At 61.6% G+C, this 24911-nt stretch carries 24 protein-coding genes and 1 pseudogene; 7 read left to right on the top strand and 18 right to left on the bottom strand.

Annotated features, from left to right (window positions below):
- Positions 1–13: 13 nt before the first annotated feature.
- Positions 14–1366: a winged helix-turn-helix transcriptional regulator gene (locus ACK3SC_RS12875; RefSeq protein WP_416840593.1), complete on the bottom strand. Its 1353-nt coding sequence runs from the start codon at positions 1364–1366 to the stop codon at positions 14–16.
- Positions 1367–1461: 95 nt separating this feature from the next.
- On the opposite strand from ACK3SC_RS12875, the gene ACK3SC_RS12870 reads away from it, so the two are divergent.
- Positions 1462–4332: a S8 family serine peptidase gene (locus ACK3SC_RS12870; RefSeq protein WP_416840592.1), complete on the top strand. Its 2871-nt coding sequence runs from the start codon at positions 1462–1464 to the stop codon at positions 4330–4332.
- 76 nt (positions 4333–4408) lie between these two features.
- Here the strand turns inward: ACK3SC_RS12870 and ACK3SC_RS12865 are convergent, their stop codons facing one another.
- The 3 genes from ACK3SC_RS12865 to ACK3SC_RS12855 form a co-directional block, all read right to left on the bottom strand.
- Positions 4409–5650, bottom strand: a complete 1242-nt coding sequence (locus ACK3SC_RS12865) for an NAD(P)/FAD-dependent oxidoreductase (RefSeq protein WP_416840591.1) — start codon at positions 5648–5650, stop codon at positions 4409–4411.
- A gap of 108 nt (positions 5651–5758) precedes the next feature.
- Positions 5759–6112, bottom strand: coding sequence for a hypothetical protein (locus ACK3SC_RS12860; RefSeq protein ID WP_416840590.1), 354 nt, complete (start codon positions 6110–6112; stop codon positions 5759–5761).
- Positions 6113–6200: 88 nt separating this feature from the next.
- Positions 6201–7109, bottom strand: a complete 909-nt coding sequence (locus tag ACK3SC_RS12855) for a winged helix-turn-helix domain-containing protein (RefSeq protein ID WP_416840589.1) — start codon at positions 7107–7109, stop codon at positions 6201–6203.
- 106 nt (positions 7110–7215) lie between these two features.
- Here ACK3SC_RS12855 and ACK3SC_RS12850 point away from each other — a divergent pair, with 106 nt between their 5' ends.
- Positions 7216–7809 (top strand): DUF6149 family protein, encoded by a 594-nt coding sequence (locus ACK3SC_RS12850; protein ID WP_416840588.1) that lies wholly within the window; start codon positions 7216–7218, stop codon positions 7807–7809.
- A 35-nt stretch (positions 7810–7844) separates the two neighbouring features.
- On the opposite strand, the gene ACK3SC_RS12845 is transcribed toward ACK3SC_RS12850, so the two are convergent.
- The 3 genes from ACK3SC_RS12845 to ACK3SC_RS12835 form a co-directional block, all read right to left on the bottom strand.
- Positions 7845–9326, bottom strand: coding sequence for an MATE family efflux transporter (locus tag ACK3SC_RS12845; RefSeq protein ID WP_416840587.1), 1482 nt, complete (start codon positions 9324–9326; stop codon positions 7845–7847).
- Positions 9323–9988, bottom strand: a complete 666-nt coding sequence (locus ACK3SC_RS12840) for a TetR/AcrR family transcriptional regulator (protein ID WP_416840586.1) — start codon at positions 9986–9988, stop codon at positions 9323–9325. The genes ACK3SC_RS12845 and ACK3SC_RS12840 overlap by 4 nt, the downstream gene beginning before the upstream one ends.
- 385 nt (positions 9989–10373) lie before the next feature.
- Positions 10374–11687 (bottom strand): NAD(P)/FAD-dependent oxidoreductase, encoded by a 1314-nt coding sequence (locus tag ACK3SC_RS12835; RefSeq protein ID WP_416840585.1) that lies wholly within the window; start codon positions 11685–11687, stop codon positions 10374–10376.
- A 154-nt stretch (positions 11688–11841) separates the two neighbouring features.
- Between ACK3SC_RS12835 and ACK3SC_RS12830 the strand changes: the two genes are divergently transcribed.
- Together ACK3SC_RS12830 and ACK3SC_RS12825 are read left to right on the top strand one after the other, a co-directional pair.
- Entirely contained in the window at positions 11842–12723 is an 882-nt protein-coding gene (locus ACK3SC_RS12830) for a homoserine kinase (RefSeq protein ID WP_416840584.1), read from the top strand.
- A gap of 133 nt (positions 12724–12856) precedes the next feature.
- Complete coding sequence (locus ACK3SC_RS12825) at positions 12857–13360, top strand: universal stress protein (protein ID WP_416840583.1); 504 nt, start codon at positions 12857–12859, stop codon at positions 13358–13360.
- A gap of 165 nt (positions 13361–13525) precedes the next feature.
- Here ACK3SC_RS12825 and pdxS read toward each other — a convergent pair whose 3' ends face one another.
- The gene (pdxS, locus tag ACK3SC_RS12820; protein ID WP_416840582.1) at positions 13526–14434 is read right to left on the bottom strand and encodes a pyridoxal 5'-phosphate synthase lyase subunit PdxS; all 909 of its coding nucleotides are present in this window, start codon (positions 14432–14434) and stop codon (positions 13526–13528) included.
- Positions 14435–14557: 123 nt separating this feature from the next.
- Between pdxS and ACK3SC_RS12815 the strand changes: the two genes are divergently transcribed.
- A complete protein-coding gene (locus ACK3SC_RS12815) occupies positions 14558–15295 on the top strand; it encodes a DUF1405 domain-containing protein (protein WP_416840581.1) in 738 nt (245 codons plus the stop codon).
- A gap of 80 nt (positions 15296–15375) precedes the next feature.
- A complete protein-coding gene (locus ACK3SC_RS12810; RefSeq protein ID WP_416840580.1) occupies positions 15376–16431 on the top strand; it encodes a hypothetical protein in 1056 nt (351 codons plus the stop codon).
- A 311-nt stretch (positions 16432–16742) separates the two neighbouring features.
- Here the strand turns inward: ACK3SC_RS12810 and ACK3SC_RS12805 are convergent.
- The 10 genes and pseudogenes from ACK3SC_RS12805 to ACK3SC_RS12760 all read right to left on the bottom strand — a co-directional run.
- Positions 16743–16811, bottom strand: a pseudogene (locus ACK3SC_RS12805) (hypothetical protein); the annotation flags it as partial.
- 26 nt (positions 16812–16837) lie between these two features.
- The gene (locus ACK3SC_RS12800; RefSeq protein WP_416840579.1) at positions 16838–17086 is read right to left on the bottom strand and encodes a DUF4242 domain-containing protein; all 249 of its coding nucleotides are present in this window, start codon (positions 17084–17086) and stop codon (positions 16838–16840) included.
- A 369-nt stretch (positions 17087–17455) separates the two neighbouring features.
- Positions 17456–18382, bottom strand: coding sequence for a DUF6293 family protein (locus ACK3SC_RS12795; RefSeq protein ID WP_416840578.1), 927 nt, complete (start codon positions 18380–18382; stop codon positions 17456–17458).
- Positions 18383–18408: 26 nt separating this feature from the next.
- The gene (locus tag ACK3SC_RS12790; RefSeq protein WP_416840577.1) at positions 18409–19539 is read right to left on the bottom strand and encodes a putative sulfate/molybdate transporter; all 1131 of its coding nucleotides are present in this window, start codon (positions 19537–19539) and stop codon (positions 18409–18411) included.
- Positions 19540–19670: 131 nt separating this feature from the next.
- Complete coding sequence (locus ACK3SC_RS12785; protein ID WP_416840576.1) at positions 19671–20243, bottom strand: cysteine hydrolase family protein; 573 nt, start codon at positions 20241–20243, stop codon at positions 19671–19673.
- The gene (locus tag ACK3SC_RS12780) at positions 20243–21061 is read right to left on the bottom strand and encodes a YqcI/YcgG family protein (protein ID WP_416840575.1); all 819 of its coding nucleotides are present in this window, start codon (positions 21059–21061) and stop codon (positions 20243–20245) included. The genes ACK3SC_RS12785 and ACK3SC_RS12780 overlap by 1 nt, the downstream gene beginning before the upstream one ends.
- 107 nt (positions 21062–21168) lie before the next feature.
- The gene (locus tag ACK3SC_RS12775; protein ID WP_416840574.1) at positions 21169–21642 is read right to left on the bottom strand and encodes a GNAT family N-acetyltransferase; all 474 of its coding nucleotides are present in this window, start codon (positions 21640–21642) and stop codon (positions 21169–21171) included.
- 60 nt (positions 21643–21702) lie between these two features.
- Positions 21703–21987 carry an amphi-Trp domain-containing protein gene (locus ACK3SC_RS12770; RefSeq protein WP_416840573.1) on the bottom strand — a complete coding sequence of 95 codons (285 nt, stop codon included), beginning with the start codon at positions 21985–21987 and terminating at the stop codon, positions 21703–21705.
- A 132-nt stretch (positions 21988–22119) separates the two neighbouring features.
- The gene (locus tag ACK3SC_RS12765) at positions 22120–23619 is read right to left on the bottom strand and encodes a sodium:solute symporter family protein (protein WP_416840572.1); all 1500 of its coding nucleotides are present in this window, start codon (positions 23617–23619) and stop codon (positions 22120–22122) included.
- Complete coding sequence (locus tag ACK3SC_RS12760; protein ID WP_416840571.1) at positions 23619–23834, bottom strand: DUF3311 domain-containing protein; 216 nt, start codon at positions 23832–23834, stop codon at positions 23619–23621. Before ACK3SC_RS12760 ends, ACK3SC_RS12765 begins: the two co-directional genes overlap by 1 nt.
- A gap of 271 nt (positions 23835–24105) precedes the next feature.
- On the opposite strand from ACK3SC_RS12760, the gene ACK3SC_RS12755 reads away from it, so the two are divergent.
- Complete coding sequence (locus tag ACK3SC_RS12755; protein WP_416840570.1) at positions 24106–24849, top strand: sugar phosphate isomerase/epimerase family protein; 744 nt, start codon at positions 24106–24108, stop codon at positions 24847–24849.
- Positions 24850–24911: the final 62 nt, after the last annotated feature.

The raw sequence follows: 24911 nt of genomic DNA, 5'->3' as shown, positions 1-24911 counted from the left end.
TAACACATACCATCTAATACCATAAATGTTTGCTGTATTTCTCGTCCATCGTCTCACTCACGTCGGTTGCGAGTCGATTGACGACGGTTCGGCCCTCGCGTTCTCTGACGACGACACCATCCTGTTCGAGACGTGTGAGGTGATGTGAGACAGTACTGACGTCACGCTCAACTTCGTCAGCGAGTTGGCCAACATCAGCGGATTCGAGTTTGTACAGTGCGCAGACGAGTCGTGCAGTTGCGGGGTCAGCGAGTGCCGTCGAGAGTTCGTGATTGGCCGCCCACGCGGGGTAGTAGCGCCGCTTTCCGCGATGTTTGGCCGTCTGGAGGTAGCCTTCGTCTTCGAGTACCCGAACGTGGTATCGAACCGTCGAGAGGGGTGTATCGACCGCTCTACTCAACGCAGAGAGGTGGATACCGGGACGGTCACGGACACTCTCGAACAGGGACTGCCGCAACTCGTGGTCAGGGGCGTCGTCTTCCCGGTAGTGCTGACGGAGACCACTGAGAATCGCAAGCGGTCGGCGAGCGATTCGCTTGACCGCGTCGACAACCGACGCACGTTCCAGACCCACTCGGTGAGCGAGTTGCGTCGATGGTCCAAACGAGTTCAGACCGCCCGGGTTCAACATCGCTGCCACGGCACCAGCGGCGACGACCGTCGCTCCGGCTACTGGAACCCACTCAGTCGGTGTCTCAGAGAACGGGTGGCTAAGGAGGCCATCCTGTTCACTATCGAGCGCTTCCTCTGTGTCCGTTACCGAAAGACCGTCAGCACGAGACGCTCCGTCGCCACCAGTCGAGTCGGCACTCGCGTTCGTCGCTGTACGAGTGGATTCGACTCCCTCCGTCTGCCCAGCCATCGAGCCAGTTGCTGACTCGGTCACACTCGGGGCATCGGTGCCGAGTGTCGAGGACACCGCCGATACATCGACGAGAGAGTCATCCGTCACATCGCTGCTCGTGTCACCGAGAGTGTCGTTCACCGTCTCGTCGAGGCTGTCGTCGAGGGTCGAGGCCGAACTCACTGTTACCCCCGAATCTAGCGTCACGTCGGTCTCTGTTTCAGACGTGGACGAAACCGTGAGCGTCGGTGTCGGTGTGGGGGTGGATGTTGGTGTCGATGTCGGTGTCGGTGTCGGTGTCGGTGTCGGTGTGGGCGTCGGTGTGGACGTCGTCGCGAGGTCATCAGTCGTATTCGTCGTCTCGTTCACCGTCGACCCAATCGGCTCGTCGGTCTGGATGCCGTCGTCTCCGCCAACCACACCTCCGGTGAAAAGAGAGAGACAGAGGAGGGCAGCGAACCAAAACGCAAGGCCGACACGAACCGGGTCTGTGGTCACGGTTGCTCGTTGGTTGCTATCCACGCTCACTATTAGGTCTGTTGACGTGTGTCAGAGACGTTTGGACGAACTTGTCAGAACGGCTTTTGTCTGCACTCACCCGGTTGCGATTGGTCACCATGCCAGACAACAACCAGCGCGAATCGGAACGAGCAGGGCTGTCCCGACGAACCTTCCTCAAGACGACCGGTGTACTCGCCGGGGCAGGGCTGGTCGGGGTCGGTTCTGCCAGCGCCACTGGGTCGGAAACGTTCGACCCACGATACGCGAACTACCGCGTCCTCGAAGCACAGAAAGTCTGGGAGCGCGGGTATCGCGGGCGAGCAGACCGTGGACTCGCCGTCACCGACAGTGGGGTCGAAGCACGACATCCCGACCTCGGGCCGTGGAACGGAATCAAAGCTTACATCGACGACGGGTCGGTGCAGTTGACGCGCCCCGCTGACAACGACCTTCGCCGCGTCGCCACGGGAGACACCGAATCGTTCTCTGGAACTGTCGGCCCCGGGACCTTCGCGGCTGGTGACGAGACCTACCACGAGTTCGTCGCCCCAGACGACGTCGACGAACTCGACGCGGCCCTCTCGTGGTCCCCGAACGCTGACGCTTCGAACGACCTGGAGTTCCGCCTCGACAAGCGCGTCGATGGGTCGTGGGTCCCTGAAGACCGAGCGGCCACTGCGAGTATGCCCGAACGACTCAGCGTTCCGGTCGAATCGGGGGCGACGTACCGGTTCGCTATCGAGACGTACGTCAACACGCTCACGACGTACGAGGTTTCTGCTGACTACTACACCATCGAAGGGACGATGACGACTGTCGACCCGTCTGCCGTCTTCGACGGCACGAACGGGACGCCCTCGGAATCGACGCCGAAGACAGTTGGGTGGTACGACGCAGGGTCTCGGTATGGGTCGTACGACGAACCGCGCGACTCTGACGGTCACGGAACACACGTCTCGTCCATCATGGCAGGGACAGGTCGCGCGAGCACCGTCGATACCGACCGAACCACAGTTCACCGCCCGCAGACGATTCTCGCCCTCGGCGACGTGCTCGAATACACTGTCGACGCAGAGGCCGGAACTGGCGTCTTCGCCAGTGCGTACGGAACTGCCGCAGAACTCGTCGTCGAGGCTCCCGACGGAACACAACTCGAAGCCGCGACCTTGGAGGGCGACTCGAGTCTGCTGGACAACGTCATCGCAGAAGCGCCCACGATTCACGAGTCGGGGACAGCGACCTACACCATCTACGTCAGACCGACTGACGGTGAGAAAGTCACCGTCTCGGAGGTCGAATCCGTCGCAGTCGGTCCACTGCTCGCCCCCGGCGAGACGACAGGGGACCGAACCGGAACGGCACCGTCGATTCACGCTGGGGTTGCACCGAACGCGAGCATTTTCGGGATGCAAGGTCTCTCCGCACCGACTATCGACCTCGGTGCGCACGCACCCGAGTTCAGAGACCTGTTCAACCTGCGGTCGGTCAACATGTCGTGGGGCTACGTGGGCGGCCTTCCACTCGGTGCGTTCGCGGGACTGCTCGATTCGACGATTCCGGAGGCACTCGACCAGATGGCTGACGCCGGAATCCTCCCGGTCGCAGCGGCAGGAAACAGCTTCACACCTGCGAACGGAAACGGTTCACCCGGTGGGATGGACGAATCGGTCTCCGTCGTCGCTACTGGTCCGCTCGATGGTATCGCGTCGTACTCTTCGGGTGGGGTCGCCACGCTCGACGAAGACGACGGCAGCATCGACCGAAAACCCGACGTGACTGCGCCCGGTGGACGCGCGCCAGACTACCCCGTCGCGCTCAACATGGAACTCGTCAAAGCGGCCCTCCGTGGTGACCCGGACACTGAAGAATCCGAACAAGCGCCCATCCGAGAGTACACGCGGAAAGCCGGCACTAGCATGGCTTCCCCGTACACCACTGGCGTCGTCGGACTGCTCTCACAGGCGATGGAAGAAGACGCACCGTCGTCCATCCAGTTACCCGAACCGAGCGAGACGACTCGTGCCGACGTGATGCGTGCGAAACAGGCGCTCCTCGCGACCGCGAGCGAGACGACGTTTACGGCGGCCCCGTATCACAATCTCAAGACGATTCCGCACCCGCCGACGTACGATTTCGGTGGCCGAGACCCCTACGAGGGGTACGGTCGTGTCAACCCGGACGCTGCGGTTGACGCTGTCACTCAAGAACTCAGCGGGACGACTTCAGAAGTCGTCGGCCTCGACGTGCCCGCCGACTCCCGTGCAGTCGCAGGATACGTCGAAGCAGGTGCAGGAACGCTCTCAGCCGACGTGTCGTTCTCCCACTACGGCGGCGGAAACGCCGGTGCTGCCGTCGATAATCCGCACATCGACCTGTTCGTCTACGACGCCGAGTCACCCGGCGAGAACGGTGAACCGACCATCGTCGCCCGCGGACAGGGCCTCCAGGGTGACGCGAGCGTCTCCGTCTCGTTCGGCCGCGACGCTACGTCCTCGGTCTACTACGTCGTCGCAAAACTCGTCAACGTCCCCGGATGCGTCAACGGTGACGACGTGCAGGTGTACGTCGACCTCACGACGTCGTTCGAACCCGGTCAGTACGTCGACGGGAGTCGGTCTGACGACGGCGACGTGTTCACCGCAGGGCAGACGAATCACGTGACAATCGACGTGAATCCATCCGACGACGGCCGAGTTCGCGACGTCGTCCCCGAATCGTGGACCGTCCTCACCGACGCGAGCGACGACGTGAAACGTGTCGAACAGCGAGATGGCGCACAGTACGTTTACTTCGGTGGCCGTGCGTCTACCGACGAGTCGAACACGTACTCGTACTTCGTCGAAGCACCCGACGACGACGAACTCCTCGCTGACTCAGACGTCTATTCGTTCGGTCCTGCCGAGGTCCGTCTCGACAACACGTGGGTTGCCGCAGACGGAACCGCAGACTCGAACGTCGTGGTCGGTGCAGACACGAACCTGCTCTGAGTGCAGTCACTGACTGCACAGTTTCGCGTCGAAAGAGAACAACGGAGAGGGAAAGACGGAGAGGGGGAGAACGCGGCTACTGTTCGGCCGCCGCGCCTTCGAGGTCTTCGAGCTGGAAGTCCTGTTTCACGAGCGTGTCGAGTTGACCGCTAACGTCGACCTGTTCGCGCATGAGCTTCTTGTACTTCGTCTGTGGCGAGAGGTCGCCGATGAGGACGCCGCCGACGATTTTGCCGTCCTTGATGGCGAGACGCCGCCACTCGGTGTCGGAGTACTTCGCTTCGACGCTGTCGTCGCCGAGCGTCGGGTGACCGAACGAGAGGAACGGGAAGTCGAAGTGCGTGATGGAGTACGACGAGACCCAGCGGAACTCTTCGCTGCCGTAGTCGACCATGTTCTTGGCCGCGATGGTCCCCTGTTCTTTGGCGGAGCCCCACGCACCGTTCTGTGCGCGGTCACCGAGGATGACGTCGTGGAACTCGGTGATGTCACCGGCGGCGAAGATGTCCTCGTGGTTCGTCCGCATGTACTCGTCCACGTAGATGCCGGTGTCGTACTCGATATCGGTGCCTTCGATGATTTCCGTGTTGAAGTTCAGGCCGATAGCGATGCCGACGAAGTCGGCAGGGTAGCGGTCGCCGTTGGGGTCGATAGCCGCCGTGACGACGCCGTCGTCGTCCATCTCGAAGTGGTCGACACCAGAGTCGAAAACGGGTTCGACGTTGCGCTCGCGGAGCGCGTTGTGGATGATCTCTGCACCTTCCTGCGAGAGTGCGTAGCGCCACCACGCCTTGCCGCGCATGAGGTACTTGCCTTCGACGTCCTGTGCGGCGGTGATGGCCGCGAGGTCGATACCGAGGAGGCCGGCCCCGATGACGACGGAGTTCTCGGCCTGTTCGATGTGCGCTTTGATGTCGCGCGCGTCCTGGAACGTCCAGAAGTGGTGGATGCCCTCTGCGTCGGAGTTCTCGACGGGCAGTTGGGTCGGCGTGCCACCGATGGCGAGAAGCAGTTTGTCGTAGTCGTACTCGGTTCCGTCGTGGGTGGTAATCTTGTGCGCGTCGGGGTCGATGTTGGTGACGAGCGTGTTCAGAACGAGGTCGACATCCCGGTCGTCGTACCACGATTCTTCGTGGATGGAGATGGGTGCCGCGGGAAGTTTGCCCTTGGCGAATTCTTTGATCAGAATGCGATTGTACAGGGGTTCACCCTCGTCCGTGATGATTGTGATGTCGGCATCGGGTTCCTCCTCGCGGAGTGTCTCGGCCGCTGAGGCCCCCGCGATGCCGTCGCCGACGATCACGTACGATTGACTCATAACCCGTGGTTTGTATTCGGGGTTAATGTGGATTGCTATCTCTCTCATGATTGTTTACAGCTAGACGACCGGCGAGAAGAGAGAGGAAACCGGACCAAACGGGGGTTTCTAGCAGTTACACGCCGTTTCCTCGGGAGTGCCACCGTCTGCAGCGACGCGTTCTGGAGTCCGAACGCGCCGGCGCATCTCTCTGACAGTCGCAGGAATTCCGCTTCGCGTGACTGTTCGCCGGCCAGTTCGAAGCACCACCCCTGTGGCGACGATCCCGGCTGGTAACGCGACGAAGAACGTCGCGAGGGCGAGACTCGGGGCGACTGGGGCGACCAACGTCGCTGCAAACGTCGCCGCGAGGATACCAGCGACCGTCGAAACTGAGACGAAAACCGTCTCGACGAACGTCAGCGTTCGGCCGGGGCGGGCGGCCAGTGGGTTCAGCAGACCGAATGTGGTGTCGTGGGTCATTGTCGTGTTCCTCAGTTAATGAGAGGACGCCCGACACCAAAAGGGTAAGCAGAATGATATTTTTGTAAGGCGGCTTACCGTACCGAATTTATGCAATCTCTCTGACTGTTTCGACGTGAGAATCGACAGGCGTCAGTGATTCGTCGAGTTCGACGACGAGCGCGTCCGAACCGTGTTCGATACGGACGGTAATGTGCCACGGGTCGTCGTCGACGACGGTGAGCGCGTCGTTGCCGACGACCCACGGGAACTGCCAGAACGGCGTTCCGCACACGTCGTCACCACGCGACGAGAGGAATCCGAGCGTCGTCGGTTCGTCGAGTAAGACCAGTCCAACGGGTGAGAGCGCCTCGTAGGCACACTGGGCACAGCGATGGCTCACGACGACATCGAGTTCGTATCGCCCAGTCTCACGGGTCAGCGATGTCGTCGTCGTCCCACCACACTCGGGGCAGACGCCGTCGGCAGCGAGACAGTGGAGGTGTCGCACTCGCTGGTCGAACGCCGAGAGGAGTGCCTCCGTCGAACGTCCCTGAAGGCCGCCCGGCGGGAACTCGTCGTGCGCGTGAACGCGCCCGCAATCGGCGCATCCGAGCGTGAGTTTCTCGTTGGCGTACGCTGCTTCGAGCGGGCCGTCGCACGCGACGCACGTCCCCGGCGCAGGAAACGCCGGCAGGACTGGGTCTTCGTTGAACGTCCCGGCCAGCACGGCGCGGACGACTTTCTCGCCAGCGTGTCTGAAGTCGTACCCGTCGTCCGTCTTCCGGACGAACTGCCCGCGGAGTTTCCCGAGGTGGTAGTTGAACCGGGCGCTGTCGTCGACGCCGACGCGCCGTCGGAGGTCAGAAAACGGAACAGGGCGGTCGGGAGACTCCCACAGCGCTTCGAGGATTTCCAATCGAGTCTCGTCAGCGACGATTGCGAACGCATCGGCAGGAGCGAGACAGTCGTCGCAGTCGAGGACAGACTGCTCGCGGGCGGAAACGGAGTCGCTCATGGCCGAAACTTGTGAACGAGCGATAATAAAATCGGTCGTGAAATTTCGTTCAGTACCCGCCGTGGGCGTGGTCTTTACGTATATCCGACCCTAAGCCGCCGACTGAATGAAGATTCGTCAGAACATTCGCCACTTTGCGACGAAGAAGGCGCTCACCATGCCGGTCATCGGTGACATCGCCACCGAGAAGATGGTCGACCTTCACGTTCGCATCTTCGGCGACCGTGCCGACCCCGCCCACCGTGACGCGCGCGAGGCCCACATGGCTGCGTTCTTCGAGTGTACGTTCGACACGTATCTGGCGGCACTCGACGCCGGGTTCCCCGAAGCAGAGGCCCGCGAGATAACCCACATTCAGGCCAACTTCGACTTCTACAACCACGGCTGGACCGAGATGATGGAGTTCCCCGCGGACGAACTCGAAGCACACTACGAGCGCTACGAGGAGTTCTTCGAGCGCTACGACATCGACATCGCGAACCCACTCGGTGAGTTCCGAACCATCGAGATTCCCGACGCGCCCGCGACGTTGGAGAAGTTGGACAACCCAGACCACCCACACGCAGAGGGTGGCTTCGCCGACGACGTGTACGTCGAAGACGAGACCGGCGACGTCGGCGTCGGCGGTGCGGAGGAACCGGAAGACGTCGACGTGAAATCGGCCCCCGGATTACAGGACGTGGACGAAGAGACGGCCTGAAACCGTTCGTTCGATAGTCGGCCGGCCCATATTCTTCAGTCGTCTGCTGCTGCCGCCATCCGTGGCGAGTCGACGACGTTGTCTTTCCACGTGCCGCGCAGGAACCACGCGTAGGCGAGGACCGCCGAAATCACGCTCGAGAGCGCGATTGCCCACCAGACGCCCGAGACGCCCATGCCGCCGTATTCGACGAGGAAGTAGGCGGGTGGAATGCGGAACACCCACAGCGAGAGGAGGGTGAAAATCATCGCCGTTCGGGTCGACCCACTGCCGCGGAAGCCGCCGGAGACGACCCGGAAGATACCGAGGAAGATGTACGTCGGCGCGACGATTCGGAGGAAGTCCACGCCGATTGCGATGACGTTCGGTTCGCCGGGGATGAACACCGAGAATATCGGTTCTGCGAAGGCGTACGCGCCCGCCGAGACGAAGACGAGCGCACCGGTGATGAGGCCAGCACCGAGGTGGACACCGCGCTCTGCGCGGTCCGGTTTCTCCGCGCCGAGGTTCTGGCCGACCACAGTCTCGATACCCTGCTGGAGACCAATCGCCGGCAGGAAGACGAGCGAGTTGAGGCGGATTCCGATACCGAACGCCGCGACTGCCGCGGAGGTGTCAACACCGACCGTTTTGGCTCCGGCGAAGGCGACGAGGGCAGTCAATGCGGTCACACCGAGGGCGCGAGTCGACTGCTCGACACTCGTCGGTGCGCCAATTTTGACGATTTTCCGAACCGTCTCTGCTTTGAGGACGAGGTCACGCGGCGAGAGCTGGATGCCGACCCGTCCCGAAAACAAGAGGAAAAACCCGGCGAGAGCGCCGAGCCCCCGCGAGAACACGGTCGCGATAGCGGCACCTTGCACGCCGAATCCGGTGAACCCCGTGGCCGCGAAGAGTTGCGACTGGAGGGCGTCCAGACCGAGCAGTCCGAATATCGGGTTGGCGTTGAACCCGAGGATGAGAAACGGGTCGATGACGACGTTGATGGCGACGCCGAACGCCATGAGAAACATCGGCGTCCGCGTGTCTCCCCACCCGCGCAAGAGCGCCTGAAAGATGAAGAAGCCGAACATGAAGTAGACGCCGAGGAAGATGGTTCGGGTGTAGTCGACGGCCAGGTTGTGAACTTCCGTACCCGGTGTCGTCCCGATGAGCGGTAGCATCACCGGCGCGAGGATGTAGCCAACTGCAGAGAAGAACACCGACAGGAGCGTGACGAACGCGATGGTCTGGCCGGCGACGTGGTCGACTCTGTCGTGGTTGCCAGCGCCCTTGTTCTGCGCGACGAGGACGGTTCCAGCGACGGTGAACCCACCACCGATGGAGATCATGAGGAAGACCAGCGGCCACGAAAACGACAGCGCCGAGACTGCTTCTTCACCGACGCGGCCCACCCAGAAGGTGTCCGCGAGGTTGTAGCCGACCTGCATGAGTTGCGAGAGGACGATAGGAATCGACAGCGTCAACAGCGGTTTGAGCAGGTCACCCTCGGTGAGGTTGACGTCGCGGGCGCTCACGTGCTGGCCTCCGTCGTGTCACTGTCGTCTGCGAGCAGGTCGGCGACGACGAACGTTTCGAGGGCGGCACGAACGTCTGCAGGAGTGTCGTGTGCGGGTCCGTGCGAATCGTCCGAGTCCACTCCGGAGACGACGACTCGCTGGAGTCGTGCCCCATCCAGCGCCGCAAAGAGAAGCGATGCGGTGCGGTCGGGGTCGACCTCCCGGAACGTCCCGTCGTCGATGCCGTCACGGATGATATCTGCAAATCGCTCGCGGATGGCAACTTCGTTCCGCGCGACCTGCTCACGGTACGCCTCGTCGTGAGGGGCCTGTACCCGGAGTTCCATCAGTGCGAGTCCAAAGCGGTCGTAATCGCCGTCGTCGTCCGCTGGAGGGCACATCTTGTCGAGGAGGAACCGGAGACGCTCCTCTGGTGCGTCGTCCTCGGTCGCTTCGACTTTCTCTTCGAAACGCTGGAGCAAGTAGGCGAGAAACGAGACGAGCAGTTCGCGTTTCGTCCCGTAATGGTAGTGGAGAAGCGACTTGCTCTTCCCCGCCTCGTCGGCGATTCGCTGCATCGTCAGGTCGGCGTACCCCTCGGTACACAGGGCCCGATAGGTCGCCTGCATCAACGTCTCGTGGACCTCGGCGGGGACCGAGTGGTCTGTGTCTGCACTCACTAACTGACTGGTCAGTCAGTGGCGGCAAAAGGGGTTACGGATACGCAGTAGATTGCCGGGAAGCGTGGCTCACGATGACACACGAACCAGACCAAAAACCGAGTCAGCGGACAGACCGGAGTTTCGGCGGTCTGTCCAGTTCCGAGAAGTTAGCCGCCCCACAGACCCGGCATTTTCTCGGTGCTGTAGTCGATGCAGTCGCCATCACGATTCCACATTCCCGACAGATGTGGAGGGTGTTCTTATCCCCCATGATACACGATACACTGTGTCACGGGATAAGGCCGATTTAAACTAGACTGCGTTGCTGCTGACTATATAGACCGTCTCATCAAAATGCTATTATTATCAATTCAGTGGGGTTTTTGGGAACGTCTATCTCGGTTCAGGAACGCTCGTCGATGCGGTCGGCGACTTCGTACCCGGCGACGATACCACCGTTGAGCGAACGCTCTGGGTACTGTGCTTCAGAGGCCATCCCCGCGTAGTAGACGCCGTCGGCAACGTCGTCGGCGAGGTCGTACGGTATCACGAGGTCGAGATAGCCGCGTTCGTACACTGGTCCAGCACGCGGGTTGCGGGCGATTCTGAAGTCCTCGACCACGGAGCGGTCGAATTCGGGGAACATGTCTTCGATTTCGTCGAACCAGACGGCTTCGACTTCCTCGTCGCTCATCTGCCAGAGGTCTTCCTCTGGGCCCTGGACGTAACTCGCGACGTAGAGCAGGTGGTCGCCGCCGTACTTCTCGGGCGGGACGAAGTTCGTGTGCTCGATGAGCGAGCCGAAGGGCGCGTCGTGGGCGATGTTGAGCCAGTAGGTGTCCATCAGCGACTCGGACATGGTCGCGAGTCCGCAGACGGCGCCCTGGAAGTCGATGTCGCACTCGAATCCCGTCAGGTCTTCGAGGACGTTCGGCATCGCCGCGACGACGACCGAATCGACCTCGTGGACTTCGGTTCCGTCGTCGGTCTCGACGGTGATGGAACCCACTTCGTCGCCGTCGGTGTCGAGTGCAGTCACGCGAGACCCGGTCTGGATGTTCTCCCGGCCGACAGCATCCACGAGGGCGTCGATGAGTGGTGCGAACCCGCCGTCGAAGTAGCCGAGGAGTTCGCCGCGAAGCAGGTCACGCTCGCCACGGAAGCGGACGCGCCCGAGGAACCACGCCGCCGACACGTCGTGTTTTCGCTCGCCGAACTTGCCGTCGAGAAGCGGGTCCACGAAGTTGTCGTAGACGCCGCGCGTCGTGTGTTCGACCACGAAGTCCTCGATTGGCGTGTGTTCGTACTCTGCGAGTTCCTCGTAGGCGTCGAAGTCAGGAACTCCGCCGCGAACGTCGATACCGAGTGTGAGCATGCCGAGGCGGAACTTATCGTAGAGACTCATATGCGGATACGCCGCTATCTGCCACGCCGTATCCAGCGGGTGGACGACGCCATCGACGTAGTAGGCGTTCTTGCCGATACGCCACTCCAGTTCGTCGCCGAGGCCGAGTTCGTCGGCGAGTTCGACGATAGTCTCTTCGGACTTCGAGAGATGGTGGTAGTATTTCTCGATGTCGTCACCGTTCGTCTCGTAGGTCGCTGCAAGACCCCCGAGTGAGTCTGCTGCCTCGAAGACTCGAACGTCGTGACCCCGTTTCCGGAGTCGGTGCGCCGCGGCGAGGCCTGCGATGCCGCCGCCGACGATGCCTATCATAGACCGGGGTTCGCTGGGCGTCGGAAAGTCCTTTGTGATTGGGCTGTCTCCGGCGACGAACACGTCCCACGACCGAATGGGCGTAACAACCGACTGAGACTGCACTGCAGCACCGTTCGCCACATTTTTATCCGCGATACGGCAACTGCGGGGCATGGTTACGGTCCGTGCACCCGCCACGAGCGCCAATCTCGGAAGTGGGTTCGACGTCTTCGGTGTGGCCCTCGACCGCCCAGCCGACGTCGTTCACGTCGAGCGAGCGGACCGCACGACAATCGAAGTCACCGGTGTCGGCAGCCAGTACATCCCGACTGACCCGGACAAAAACGTCGTCGGTGCCGTCGCCGAGGCACTCGACGCCCCGGCACACATCCGTATCGACAAGGGCGTCCGCCCGTCGTCGGGTCTCGGGTCGTCCGCCGCGAGTTCCGCCGGTGCCGCGCTCGCGTTGAACGAACTGTACGACCGTGGACTCTCCCTCGAAGAACTCGTCCCAATCGCCGCAGAAGGCGAAGCAGTCGTCTCCGGTGAGGCTCACGCCGACAACGTCGCCCCCTCGCTTCTCGGCGGGTTTACCGTCGCAACTCCCGAGGGAGTCACGACCGTCGATGCCGACATCCCGCTCGTCGCCTGTCTCCCCGAAATCGCCGTCTCGACGCGCGACGCCCGCCGCGTCGTCCCGGAGACCGCGAGTATGGAAGAACTCGTCCACACTGTCGGACGAGCAGCGACGCTCGCTGTGGGGATGTGTCGCCGCGACCCGAAACTCGTCGGTGCGGGAATGGACGAACGAATCGTCACCCCGGCCCGCGCGGAGCTCATCACCGGATACGACGACGTTCGAACCGCCGCACTCGACGCAGGTGCTGACGGCGTCACCGTCTCTGGTGCCGGGCCGGCGATACTCGCTGTGTGCGGCGCACATGTCCGGACCCGCGTCGCCGCTGCGATGATAGAAGCGTTCGACGAGGCCGGAGTTTCTGCTCGCGCCTACAAGACTCGTGTCGGCAGAGGCGCGGAAGTATTCGATATCTGAGCGTTCTTGCGAACAGTTACCATGCGCCCAGATTGCCCGTATTTCAACGTCTGAGGCAACGTAACGAATCCACATGGTGTGTGCTATCACGATTCCGAGAAGACTTTTCTCACATACGCGATAATTTCAAATCATGAAGCGAGCACTCGTCGTCGTCCCCCCAGAAGCACAGTCGAATCGAATCCTGCGTGAGGCCGGTGAACTCGCCGCCGGAAGCGGGGCCGAACTCATCGTCCTCACAATCCTCCCCGAAGAGGACTTCGAACGGACGCGTTCGGCCCTCGCGAGCGTGGGGTCGGCAGACGTCGTCTACGGACTCGACCAGGCACTCGAGTCAGCGACACGGAAAGCCAGACGGAAAGCCAACGCAGCGTTCGACGGCCTCGACGTGGATTACCGCATCATCGCCGACGTGGGCCCGATCGTCGAGACGGTCCTCGAAACCGCCCAGTGGGAAGCGTGCGACCACCTGTTCGTCTCTGGTCGTCGCCGCTCGCCCACCGGCAAACTCCTCTCCCGAGACCTGACACAGACGCTGCTGCTCAACTTCGACGGACCGGTGACGGTCCTTCTCGGTGAAGACACCGACGACGATGCCGACACTGACTCGAAGAAGAAAGCGAAAACAGTCGCGTAAGCGCGTCTCTGGGCGACGCATCCGTTCCAAAGAACCCACACCACCGCAACCACCACCATCATCACCGATACGGCACGTTCTTTTGACCAACTGTCGAGCAGCCTGCTCCCAGTTCGACGGCAGAAAGCGGAAAAACGAGAACAGCGTGGTCGAGTAGACCGCTATTTAGACGCCGCGACCCTGCATCTTCTTCTCTTCGGGCATGTCGACGTTCGCTTCGCCTTTCATGCCCTTGCCGATGCCGGAGGCGATCTCGGCGAGTTTCTCTGGGTCGTCCCAGTTGTTGACTGCCTCGACGATTGCTTTGCCCATCTTCTCTGGGTCTTCGGCACCGAAGATACCGGACCCGACGAAGATGCCGTCGCACTCGTGGTACATCATGAGTGCGGCGTCGGCGGGCGTCGCGATACCACCAGCAGCGAAGTTGACGACGGGCAGACGGCCCATTTCGGCCGTCTCGTGGACGAGTTCGGCAGGCGCTTCGTGTTCGCGGGCCCACTTCTCGCGCTCGTCGAAGTTCAGACCGGTGAGCGTGCGAATCTGGTTCTTGATGGTGCGCTGGTGGGTGACCGCTTGATTCACGTCGCCCGTGCCGGCCTCACCCTTCGTCCGAATCATCGCAGCACCCTCGTGGATACGGCGGAGTGCTTCGGGGAGGTTCCGTGCGCCGCAGACGAACGGCGCGGTGAACTCGCGCTTGTCGATGTGGTACTCGTTGTCCGCGGGCGTGAGCACCTCACTCTCGTCTACCATGTCGACGCCGACGGATTCGAGAATCTGGGCTTCGGTGTAGTGGCCGATACGCGCTTTCCCCATCACCGGGATGGAAACGGCGTCGATAATCTCTTTGACCAACTCGGGGTCGGCCATCCGAGAGACACCGCCGCGCTTGCGGATGTCCGCAGGGACCGCTTCGAGCGACATGACGGCGACTGCGCCGGCTTCCTCTGCAATCTTCGCCTGCTCTGCGTTGACGACGTCCATGATGACGCCACCTTTCTGCATCTGTGCGAACCCGCGCTTGACCAGTTCAGTCCCACGCCGAAGTTCCTCGAGGTCGGTCTCCTCAGGCATATTCGTGGCTTGCGACTGGGTACACTTAAGTAATCTCTTCCGACCGTCACCAGTTCTCACTTGGCAGCGCATCTCATGGGTGAGACCGGCACCGCTTTCACTCCCCCACACTTTCGCCTGAGTATGGACGCGGTGACGCGATTACGCCGACTACTCGACGACCCCAGACAACTGTTCGACGACGGCACCCTCCCCGCGACGACTGACCTCCCGCGATGGCTCAACCCACTCCCCGAGTGGTTGGAGAACTTCGGACTCAACATCGCGTGGGTGGTCGTCGTCATCAACCTCGTCGGCACCGCCTTCGGCTTTTGGTACTACGGCTTTCAGTTCAGCATCGAACCCGTCGTGATGTGGCCGTTCGTCCCCGACAGCCCCGTCGCGACGCTCTTTATCGCGCTCTCGCTCGCCCTCTGGAAACTCGGCCGGTCGAACGAGTACCTCAACGCCCTCGCGTTCTTTGGCTGCCTCAAACTCGGTCTGTGGACGCCGTACGTCCTGCTCGCGTTCAAGAGCGACTTCTCGTATCTCCACTGGGCGATGTACAACTTCCTCTTCTGGAGCCACCTCGCGATGGTCGTCGAGGCGTTTCTCATCCAGCGCTACGCGAAATTCCCGACACTCGCCATCTTCGTCGCCGTCGTCTGGTACGGCTTCAACGACCTGGTCGATTACTTCGTTCCACTCGTCGGCACGCCACACCACACGCTCATCCCGGCCGAACCAATCGTCGAGAGCGTCGTCCAGCACGTTGCCCCAGCGCACGAACTCGCCGCCGCTGGTGCCGTGGTGTTGACGTTGACGGCGACGTTCCTCGCGTTTGCGACACGAGTCGAGAAAGTCGAACGGGGCGCAGTCTAAGCCGGACCTGCTTCGTCTCCCGACGCTCACACCACCCCGGGACGTACCCTTTTGCCTCGCCGTTCCCAATCTGTGTCTCGATGACCATCTTCGACCGAGTGGCACACCTCCCGCTCACCGTCGACACCGTCTCGACGACCCGCCGTGAAAGCGACACGTCGAGCGGATTCCTCCGGAAGACGACGCTCTTCTCGCTCTCCGGCGACGGTGAGCGTGGCCAGGGCGAAGACGTGACCTACGACGCAGAAGACCACGACGCACTCGCCGAGGTTTCGGACGACGTGTTCGGTCTCGAAGGGAGATACGACTCGTTTGCTGACTTCTCGGCGTCACTCGACGACGTGAACCTCTTTCCGACGAAAGACCCCGAGCGCGAGACGTCCAGACACTACCGCCGGTGGGCGCTCGAATCTGCGGGCTTGGACCTCGCACTCCGCCAGAACGACACTGACCTCGCCACCGCAGTTGGCCGCGAACGCGACCCGGTTCGGTTCGTCGTGAGCACTCGTCTCGGTGACCCGCCGTCTGCCGAGCGCGTAGAGATGCTCCTCGACCACGACCCGGACTGCCAGTTCAAACTCGACCCCACCTCCGAGTGGGACGACGCGCTCGTCACCACACTCGCCGACTACGACTGTGTCAGAATTCTCGACCTGAAGGGCATGTACGAGGGCACAGACGTCGACCAGGCCCCAGACCTGGAACTCTACGACCGAGTCATCAATGGCTTTTCAGAGGCAGTTATCGAAGACCCGGCGTTCACCGACGAGACACGACCGCTGTTCGACGGTCACGAAGGACGTGTCTCCTGGGACTATCCGATTACGGGCGTCGAATCCGTCGACGAACTCCCGTTCGAACCGTCGTGGCTGAACATCAAGCCCTCACGGTTCGGCACCGTCGAATCGCTCTTCGATACCATCGAGTACGCCGACGAGCGAAGCATCTCACTGTACGGTGGCGGACAGTTCGAACTCGACGTCGGCCGCGACCACATCCAACTGCTCGCGTCGGTGTTCTACCCCGACGGACCGAACGACGTTGCCCCGAGTGGCTACAACCTTCCGGACCCACCGGCAGACCTCGCTGTGAGTCCGCTTGAACCGGGTGACGACCCGTCGGGTCTCGACTTCTGAGCAGGAAAATGGTACAGGGAGAGAGGAGACAGTGTACAGGACGGGCAACCGGTTACTGGCGTCGTCGCCGCACTACGCAGGGGGTACACAGTCGGCGACGCTGCGTTCGGTTCGCCCAGTACGGACTGAGTCGGTGACAGCATTAAGGAATGCGCGCGTGGGCAACGTTGACACACCACTTCCATAGATTCATATACAGATGGGCGACCAGACTGCACAGATACTGGAGTTCGCTCACTCGTTCACGTGCTCATGCGTACACGTGCTCACTTCCACACCATCGCGACAACCGGTCACAACTGACGAGCCCATCACGTCTGCGGGAGTCGAACGACCACAGAGACCGACAGCGTCCCACCAGAACAGCGACCCAAAAAATCACGTCTCGAAGCGAGTACCGCTCAGATTACTCGCCTTGTTCGACCTCGAATATCTCGTCAGCGACGAGTCCGTGAGCCTCTTCGTGAACCTTGGCACCGGCTTCTTTGTTTGGTGCCTCGAACAGGCAGAAGACCGCTCCGTCTTTCTCGTCCACCCAGTAGCTTTTATAATCGACACCGTACTTGCCTTGCGTCTCCAGGTCGGCGCGATGCGCTTCTGCAACGTCCCTGGCACTCCCCGTCACGTTTCTGTGTACGTCCATGTATAGTGGCATGGTTGCTAGAGGATACCACGCAATGGGGGATAATCATTTCTGATTATTTATCTGAATATTTTGATATATACGTTTCGAACAGTTGACTCGTACTATAGAAGAACAGACAATCTGTCAATTCTGGTTTCGGTAGTCCAGAACCACTCGAGACTGTCTACGCCTCGACTACGGCGAGCAAGAACGTCATTGGATGTCACTTCGGTGTCAAATACAAATCCACAACCAGACCGCAGAGAGTCGTGTTGTCACCCACGAGTCAGGTACACGACTCGCACTCACACCAGCCTTTGGTCACACCAGCCTTCGGTCACACCAGCCTTCGGTCACACCACCCCGTCGGTCACTGGCTCTACTCTCGGTCACTTGGCTCTACTCGTCGCTATCGGCGTGGGCGCGGACCCACAACTCCCCGATACGGGAGAGTCGCGTCCGGTAGGACTTTCCGACCTCTCGCTGTTCGATGTAGCCTTTCCCGCCGGGGCCGAGGCGGTCAACGTTGTAGATGACCTTCGACCGGAACGAGTCGGTGTACTCTTCGTTCATCTCGCGGGCCAATGCCTCCGCGAGTTCCGACACCGACCCGAACTCGCCGTGTTCGCCGAGTTTGAAGAGAATGACCTCTTCGAAGGGTTTGACGTTCGAGAAGGAGGCGACGGGGAGTTCGACGATGTGGCGCTTGCCGATTTGTTTCGCACCGATGGTCGTCCCGCGTTCGTCGAACTCCGAAAGGAGGTCCGAAGACACGTCGAGACGTTCTCGAATACGGTCTTCGTCGATTTCGCCGGATTCGAGGATGTCGGCGAGCAGGTCGCGCCCGGTTCGGAGTTCTTCGGCCAGTTCGGTCTCCAGATACTTCTCCGGGGCGGTGTAGTAGGTGTGGATGCGCTCTCGGTCGGCCTGACGCTCGACCATGATGGAGTGGGCGGCGGTAGCGAAGGCGAAGGAGACCGGGCGCGGCATGGCGCTCACGTTCACCCACACCTCGCCGGGTTCCTCGCCGTCGGCTCGCGACTCGTCGTCGGCGTCGAGTTCCGCGTTGATGAGGTCGTAGGCTTGCTCGAAGGCGGCGTCGTAGTCGTACACGTCGTCGACGACGACGCGCTCTGTCTCCGCGCCGAGGAGGTTCTCGAAGTCCTTCTCCAACTTGCCAGAGAGGTTCTTCGAGTACTCGACGTTCGCCTCGCTCCCGACAGCCCCTTCGAGGAGGATGACGCGGTCGACATCCAACTGATCGCGGATGAGTGGCGCGATGAGTCGGTCGTAGTCGAACCCGACGGGAACGATGTGCGTCTGCATACGTGGTACGTCGCGGCGGTCGTTTATCAATCCGACCAACTGAACCGGGCCAGTGAGCCCCCGGCATCCACCCGCTCCCACACCATCCACACCACGATTCCCACAACGAACGCCACACCCAGATTCACAACAACCCCCAGAACACCAATCCCGGCGACCAGGACGTACTCCTCAGTCGCTCGAATGCTCGTCCGGGCGAGTTGCAGCGCGATAATCGCCAGCACCACGCCGAGCATCGCCAGCGGATAGGCTGCGACGAGTTCGACGGCGACGAGGGCGACGAGCAGATACCCCACGCCGAGAATCACGTTCGCCGCGGCGGTTCGAGCGCCGAAGGCGTACTTGCCGGCGACGCCGCCGCTTCCGTGGCACATCGGGAACGCGCCGAAGGGAACGGCAGCGAGGTTCATCACGCCCATACTCGTTGCAAGTTCGTCGGCCGAAATGTCCCGGTCAAAGTAGTCGGTCATCAGCACCGACGTGGCCAACGCGGCGTTACCGACGGTCATCGCAATCTGGGCGGACGCCGCTTCGAACGCCGGCATGGAAAGACCCGAGATATCGACGAGGAAGAGGCCCTCCATCGAGGGAAGCGTCGGCGATGGAACGCCGGTGTGGAACACGGCGACGCCACCGCCGACGAGGAGCACTGCGAGTGCACTCGCCTTCCACCGGCCGAGAGCGATTGCGACGACGGCGACGACGGCGGCGATGCCGGCCAATCCGGGGTTCGACAGACCGAGTTGCAGCCCGGTTTCGAGCAAGACGAGAGCGACGCCGAACTGGACGCCGCGGACGACGGGCGCGCCGATGTACTGGCTCACACGTGCGAGGGAGTTGGTTCGGCCGATACCGAGTAAGACGACGCCGAGTGTGAGGCCGGCGACGAGTGCTTCGGCAGTCGAAACCGTCCCAGCGAGGACCAGCGCTGCCAGCGCTTTCATCGGTTCAACGGACATCGGGGCTGCGTAGTAGAGCCCCCAGACGACCTGAAAGACACCGAACCAGAGGAGGACGAACGTCAGCGAGAGATCCGTCAGGACCGAGAGTGCGACGACGAGAGGCAGGACTGTAACCGAATCTCCTACCGCCCCCGTGAACTCGTTCCACGAAAATTCAGGGGAGAGGCGTTGTCTATACGGGAACGTCGCACCCATACAACACGGATTCTGGGCGAAGAATAAATGTATTTGCGTAACTAGAATTTGGAGCCAAGGACGGAGACGATAACTGGTTTTGGTTACTCCGCCGTCCCCATCTCACACCGGCGACTCCCGCGAGAGCACGCTTAGACACCTCGTGCGTCGAGTACGTCCGCCACCTCGACCACTGTCGCGAACTCGCCGTTCAGGTGCGCCAGGGCCGTCCGGTGCATCTCGTCTGCACTGTACTTCGTTCCGTCGTGTCCTTCTCGGTCGAACGTCGCAGCCGCGTCTTCGACCAGATACACGTCGAATCCCAGATTCTCTGCCATCCGAGTCGTCGTCGAGACGCAGTGGTCAGTCGTGAGTCCGCAGACGACGAGCGTCGTGTAGTCGCGGTCACGCAGCCACGATTCGAGGTCGGTCCCGATGAACCCGCTGTTGACGCGTTTGGTGAAGACGACTTCTCCGTCTTCGGGGGTTGCTTCGGGTTTCCAGTCGAATCCTTCACCGTCACCCCGAAGTGGGGAGTTCGATTCTGTCGAGTCGTGTCGGACGTGCACGATGGGGGCGTCAGCGTCGCGCCACGCCTCCAGTAGCTCCGCGACGCGTGCTTCCATCTCAGGGTTGTTTCGGGTCCCCCACGCGTCGTCGTCGAACCCGACTTGCATGTCGATACAGACGAGCACTGCGTCTTCGGGAAGTTCGACGTCGGTCATCAGTCGTCCGCCACCCGCTGAGCGCTGGTCGCCGACGCGATGGGAACTTTCGGGTGTTCACGCGAGATACGAATCGGACACTCGTCAGGAGCCTGTGTTTCGTCCGACGAGAACATGTACTGCGGCCACTCGCGGTCACCATCGACACCCCAGTCACCGAGGTCAGCGTGGGGGCAGACGCCGTCGTAGGCTTCGATGCGACCCTGGATGACTTCGCGGGCCGTCTGTCCGGCCTCGGTATCGGCAGTGATGCCGTCGAACAACGACCGGGGTTGGAACGTGATTTCGAGCCCCCACGGGCAGTACCGACTCACGCGGTCGTCGTAGAACGGAGCGCGCGTCGTCGGGAAGATGGGTTCGCCGCCGAAGGAGAACTCCCACGTCGAGTCGTCGGGGTCGGTCGGGATGTCCTCGGGCCACGGTTCGGGGTCGTGGACGTGGAGGAACTGGAGGATATGCCAGAGGTGTTCGTGGTACTCAGCCTCCGTTAGGTCCTCTTCGGGCGGTTTGAAGAAGGCGACGAGCGATGCTGCCTCAGAATAGTCGCGGTAGACGTCGAGATACTCGACGAGAGTGTCGCGAAGGGCGAGTAAGGCGTCTTTGTCGGTCATCGAATCGACGAAGGTGTAGAGTGCGTCGCCGTTTCGCTCGGATTCGATGCCGAAGTAACACGGGAACGGTGCGCCGTCGTTGTCGCTGAGCATCGTCTCACGAAACGTCTCGTAGTGCTGTCCCGCCCATTCGGGGACGGTTCCGTCGTCCATCCGGCGCCGGAGCACGGCTTGCTCCAGCAGCACTTGATGACCCGACTCGTTCATGTCCGGGGATTAGTGTGGGGAGATTTGAGGGTTCGGGTTTGGTGGTCGAACGCCGGTGGAACCGTCTGGGTGTGCACTATCTCGACAGCGTTTCACGACGTCTCTGTTCACAACGGCCGGTCCATCTTCACGTATCGTGTCTCGTACCCCATCGACTCGTAACACGACCGGGCGGCATCGTTGCGAGCGTGGACACTCAGTGAGATACGAGCACACCCACGGTCACGCCCCCACTCGTGTGCGCGTTCGAGAAGCGATGTGCCGAGCCCCTCACCTCGGGCCTCCGGTGCGACGTAGAGGTCCTTCACCTTCGCACCCGAATCGCGGGCGAACACCGGCGGGGACTCCGAGTACGCGACGGTCGTATAGCCGACGAGTTCGTCGTCGCTGACGGCGACGAACGTCTGCGTCTCGTCGTCGTCGAGTTGCGTCCGTCGATAGTCGAGTGCTTCGGCGCGGACGTCTACGTCCTCGGCCAGTGCGTCGTACTCGTCGATGTCGCCCATCTCTCCGGCGAACGGAAGCCACAAGTCGTCGACGAGTTCGGTGATTTCGTCTCGAGTAATCGGTCGAATACGCATGCGTAGGGAAGAGTCGGAGTCGTGTCAAAAATGTATCTTCTCGGAGGCAGCGCAGACCGGTCACTCGATCTGTAGATCGCCGCCGTTGCCGCCGTTGCCACCGTCTTCGTCCCACTCCAGTTCGAACTCGACGCTCAGTTCTCCGGGTTTGCCGGCGGGGCCTTCGCGTTCGGCTTTCACTTCGAACGTCGGCGACGTCGGTGGGTCCATCGTCACCGACTGCGACCCGGCTTTCAGCGTGATTGGCTCGCCTGCGTCGAGTTTGTCGGCAATTGCGCGGAGGTACGACGCGATTTCCGCTCGGCTCTGCCGGCTTTCAGATTTGAACAGCACTTCTTCTGGCATGTCTCGAACATCGTGATACAACGGAATAAACCTCGCCTCGGTCGGAGGCGGCGACGGATGGGTCATCGGAAGCGACAGCGGATACCTCAGACGAGGGTGACAGCGGATGGTGCGGTCGAACGGTCAGTTGCCTCAGTCGGCACGCAGCCCCTCAGAGAACCGTCGCTGGTTCTCCTCGGGAGCAGTCGCGGTCAACGTGGAGACACCGAGCGTCAAGATGGCAGACAGCGCCATCCCCCAGAGAGCGAAATCCCACGTGAGGTACGTCGGTCCGAGGAGCGTGACGCCGGCAACGTCGAACGAGGGGATGAAGACGTGCGCGAGGTAGAACACCTGCCCGCCGAGGATGCCAGCGAACATCCCCGCGCGGTTCGTCTTCGCCCAGTAGAGTGCGATGATGACGGGAAGCGCCATCTGTGCGAACCCACCGAAGGCCGTATCGCCGACTTCGATGAGCGTGCCGGGTCGGAACAGACTGGCGACGAACGTCAGCGTCGCAAAGAGTGCGACGCCGAGACGGGCAATCCACGCCTCACGGTCTTCGCTCAGCGACGCATCGACGAATGGGCGGTAGAGGTCACGCGTGAAGTACGACGACCCGGAGAGCAGCATCGAGTCAGACGACGACATCATCGCAGCCATCGCGCCGGCGACGACGAGGGCGGCGAACCAGACGGGCGTGTACTCGTTGAGGAGGACCGGAAGGACGTTCGCGCCCTCTGGAACGGAGACACCGAGACCGGCGGCCCACGTGCCGAGGATGAACGCGGGAACGAACAGCAAGACGACCAGAACGGGCCACAGGGCGAACGAGCGCTTGAGAACTGCGGCAGACTTCGCGACGAAGAACCGCTGGTTGATCTGCGGAAACATCGCCACGCCGAAGGCAATCGTGATTGCCGTCGAGATGATGAACTGCGGCGAGTAGAGACCCCCGCCGAGTGCGAGGAACTCGGGTTTGTTGGTCGCGAGCGCGTTCGAGAGCGCACTCGGGCCACCTGCCGCAGTCGCAATCCATCCGACAGCGAGCCAGACGACGCCGAGCATGAACAGACCCTGAAGCGTGTCAGTCCAGGCGACACCACGAAGACCTGCGATGACGACGTAGGCAATCATGAACACCGTGATGCCTGCGGCACCGGCCCAGTAGGGAACGATTCCGTTCGTCAGGCCGACGATGGCTTCACCGGCACCCATCTGCTGGAGCATCACGTACGGGAACAGCCAAAAGAGGCTGATACCGGCGACGAGGGCGCGAAGTCGCTTCGACCCGAATCGGTCGCCGAGCATTTCACCGAGCGTGACGTAGCCGTGAGCCTTCCCGATAAGCCACTGTTTGTAGCCGACGACGTACCAGAGGATGGCGAACAGGACGCCGTCCATGACGCCCATCACGAGAATCCACTCGGGGCCAGCACGGTACGCGAGGTCAGGCCCGCCGAAGAACGTAAACGCAGACAGGAGGGTCGCGAACGTGGTAAACAGCAAGACGACCGTTCCGATAGAGCGTCCTGCGAGGTAGTAGTCTTCGGCATTTCTGCTCGTGAGACGGTATGCGAGTAACCCAACGGCGAGCGCAACCACGAGGTAGGCGCCGACGACGCCGAGTTGGATTCCGAGTGCAGAGACCATCAGTGGACCCCCTCGACGATTCCGTCGTCCCACGCCCGTCGAGTGAACAGGTGGAATACTACAGCAGTCAGTCCCATCCACCCGATGTGCCACCAGAGCCACAGCGGAAGGCCGGCGAAGACACGGCTATCTCCCCAGAGGAACCACGGGACTGCGAACGTCACGAGGATTGCGAACGCCACAATCCAGAGGTAGTCGGTACGCGTTCTCGGCATCTCTGGAGACGATAGTTGACTGTAGAACGTAAATCTTACTCTATTGACCTACGTTGCGCCTTATCGAAGAAAAATAGTCTTCATATATTGCCATCGAATTTCCGTGCTCTACCATACAGAGAGGATAATAGCAAATGTTGTCGGTTTTACAACAATTGGCTCGTGGCGGCAGGGCGATATTCACCGAATCCAGAACAGTTCTTCATCAAACCCGGAACGACACTTCACCGAACCCGGAACAATTTCCATCCGTGATACCGAGTCGACACGTATGGACGTTGGAATCCAGCTCTACTCACTTCGGAAGCTCGGCGAATCGACCGCGTCGTTGGTAGAACGTGCTGCAGACGCCGGGTTCGACGGCGTCGAGTTCGCAGGCGTCGACGACACCGACCAGACGAAAGCGGCCCTCGGCGACACCGGAGTCACGGCATCCTCTGCGCACGTGCCTATCGAAGAGCTCGAATCCGACCTCGATGCAGTCTGTGAGCGATACGAGTCACTCGGTGTGGAGACGCTCGTCGTCCCCTACCTCCCACCGGAGGACTTCGCCGACGCCGACACGGTAGAAAAGACGGCCCATCGACTCGACGACCTGACGGCACGGTGTGACGACCGAGGATTCAGACTCCTCTACCACAACCACAACCACGAACTCCACACGGTGGCAGGCGAACCAGCGCTCGACCGATTAGCAGCGGAATCTGGAATCGGATTCGAACTCGACGTGGCGTGGATTCTGGCGGCCGGGTACGACCCGACAGACTACCTCGAACGCTACGCCGACCGGACACCGTTCGTCCACCTGAAAGACGTCGTCCTCGACGCTGACGCCGAACTCGGTGGCCACCCCGTCGCGCTCGGTGACGGCGAGGTCGATATCGACGACTGCCTCGCAGTCGCCCGAGAGGGGTTCGTCGAGTGGGTCATCGTCGAACACGACGACCCAGAAGACCCAGCGGAGTTCTGCCGGACATCGGGAGCGACGATTACCGCGCTTCGTGGTGAGAACTAGCGGAGAACCAGGCCGAAACCCAAAACCGAGACTGACTCCCGCCTTCGTTCGATTCGTCGGCC

Source organism: Haloferax sp. DFSO52, from assembly GCF_048158745.1.
Lineage (GTDB): Archaea > Halobacteriota > Halobacteria > Halobacteriales > Haloferacaceae > Haloferax.
This window is presented reverse-complemented; position numbering and strand designations above follow the sequence as displayed.

Coding starts and splice junctions, on each gene's coding strand:
- ACK3SC_RS12870 (WP_416840592.1), top strand. CDS start 1,462: ATGCCAGACAACAACCAGCGCGAATCGGAACGAGCAGGGCTGTCCCGA.
- ACK3SC_RS12865 (WP_416840591.1), bottom strand. CDS start 5,650: ATGAGTCAATCGTACGTGATCGTCGGCGACGGCATCGCGGGGGCCTCA.
- ACK3SC_RS12860 (WP_416840590.1), bottom strand. CDS start 6,112: ATGACCCACGACACCACATTCGGTCTGCTGAACCCACTGGCCGCCCGC.
- ACK3SC_RS12855 (WP_416840589.1), bottom strand. CDS start 7,109: ATGAGCGACTCCGTTTCCGCCCGCGAGCAGTCTGTCCTCGACTGCGAC.
- ACK3SC_RS12850 (WP_416840588.1), top strand. CDS start 7,216: ATGAAGATTCGTCAGAACATTCGCCACTTTGCGACGAAGAAGGCGCTC.
- ACK3SC_RS12835 (WP_416840585.1), bottom strand. CDS start 11,687: ATGATAGGCATCGTCGGCGGCGGCATCGCAGGCCTCGCCGCGGCGCAC.
- ACK3SC_RS12830 (WP_416840584.1), top strand. CDS start 11,842: ATGGTTACGGTCCGTGCACCCGCCACGAGCGCCAATCTCGGAAGTGGG.
- ACK3SC_RS12825 (WP_416840583.1), top strand. CDS start 12,857: ATGAAGCGAGCACTCGTCGTCGTCCCCCCAGAAGCACAGTCGAATCGA.
- pdxS (WP_416840582.1), bottom strand. CDS start 14,434: ATGCCTGAGGAGACCGACCTCGAGGAACTTCGGCGTGGGACTGAACTG.
- ACK3SC_RS12815 (WP_416840581.1), top strand. CDS start 14,558: ATGGACGCGGTGACGCGATTACGCCGACTACTCGACGACCCCAGACAA.
- ACK3SC_RS12810 (WP_416840580.1), top strand. CDS start 15,376: ATGACCATCTTCGACCGAGTGGCACACCTCCCGCTCACCGTCGACACC.
- ACK3SC_RS12800 (WP_416840579.1), bottom strand. CDS start 17,086: ATGCCACTATACATGGACGTACACAGAAACGTGACGGGGAGTGCCAGG.
- ACK3SC_RS12795 (WP_416840578.1), bottom strand. CDS start 18,382: ATGCAGACGCACATCGTTCCCGTCGGGTTCGACTACGACCGACTCATC.
- ACK3SC_RS12790 (WP_416840577.1), bottom strand. CDS start 19,539: ATGGGTGCGACGTTCCCGTATAGACAACGCCTCTCCCCTGAATTTTCG.
- ACK3SC_RS12785 (WP_416840576.1), bottom strand. CDS start 20,243: ATGACCGACGTCGAACTTCCCGAAGACGCAGTGCTCGTCTGTATCGAC.
- ACK3SC_RS12780 (WP_416840575.1), bottom strand. CDS start 21,061: ATGAACGAGTCGGGTCATCAAGTGCTGCTGGAGCAAGCCGTGCTCCGG.
- ACK3SC_RS12775 (WP_416840574.1), bottom strand. CDS start 21,642: ATGCGTATTCGACCGATTACTCGAGACGAAATCACCGAACTCGTCGAC.
- ACK3SC_RS12770 (WP_416840573.1), bottom strand. CDS start 21,987: ATGCCAGAAGAAGTGCTGTTCAAATCTGAAAGCCGGCAGAGCCGAGCG.
- ACK3SC_RS12765 (WP_416840572.1), bottom strand. CDS start 23,619: ATGGTCTCTGCACTCGGAATCCAACTCGGCGTCGTCGGCGCCTACCTC.
- ACK3SC_RS12760 (WP_416840571.1), bottom strand. CDS start 23,834: ATGCCGAGAACGCGTACCGACTACCTCTGGATTGTGGCGTTCGCAATC.
- ACK3SC_RS12755 (WP_416840570.1), top strand. CDS start 24,106: ATGGACGTTGGAATCCAGCTCTACTCACTTCGGAAGCTCGGCGAATCG.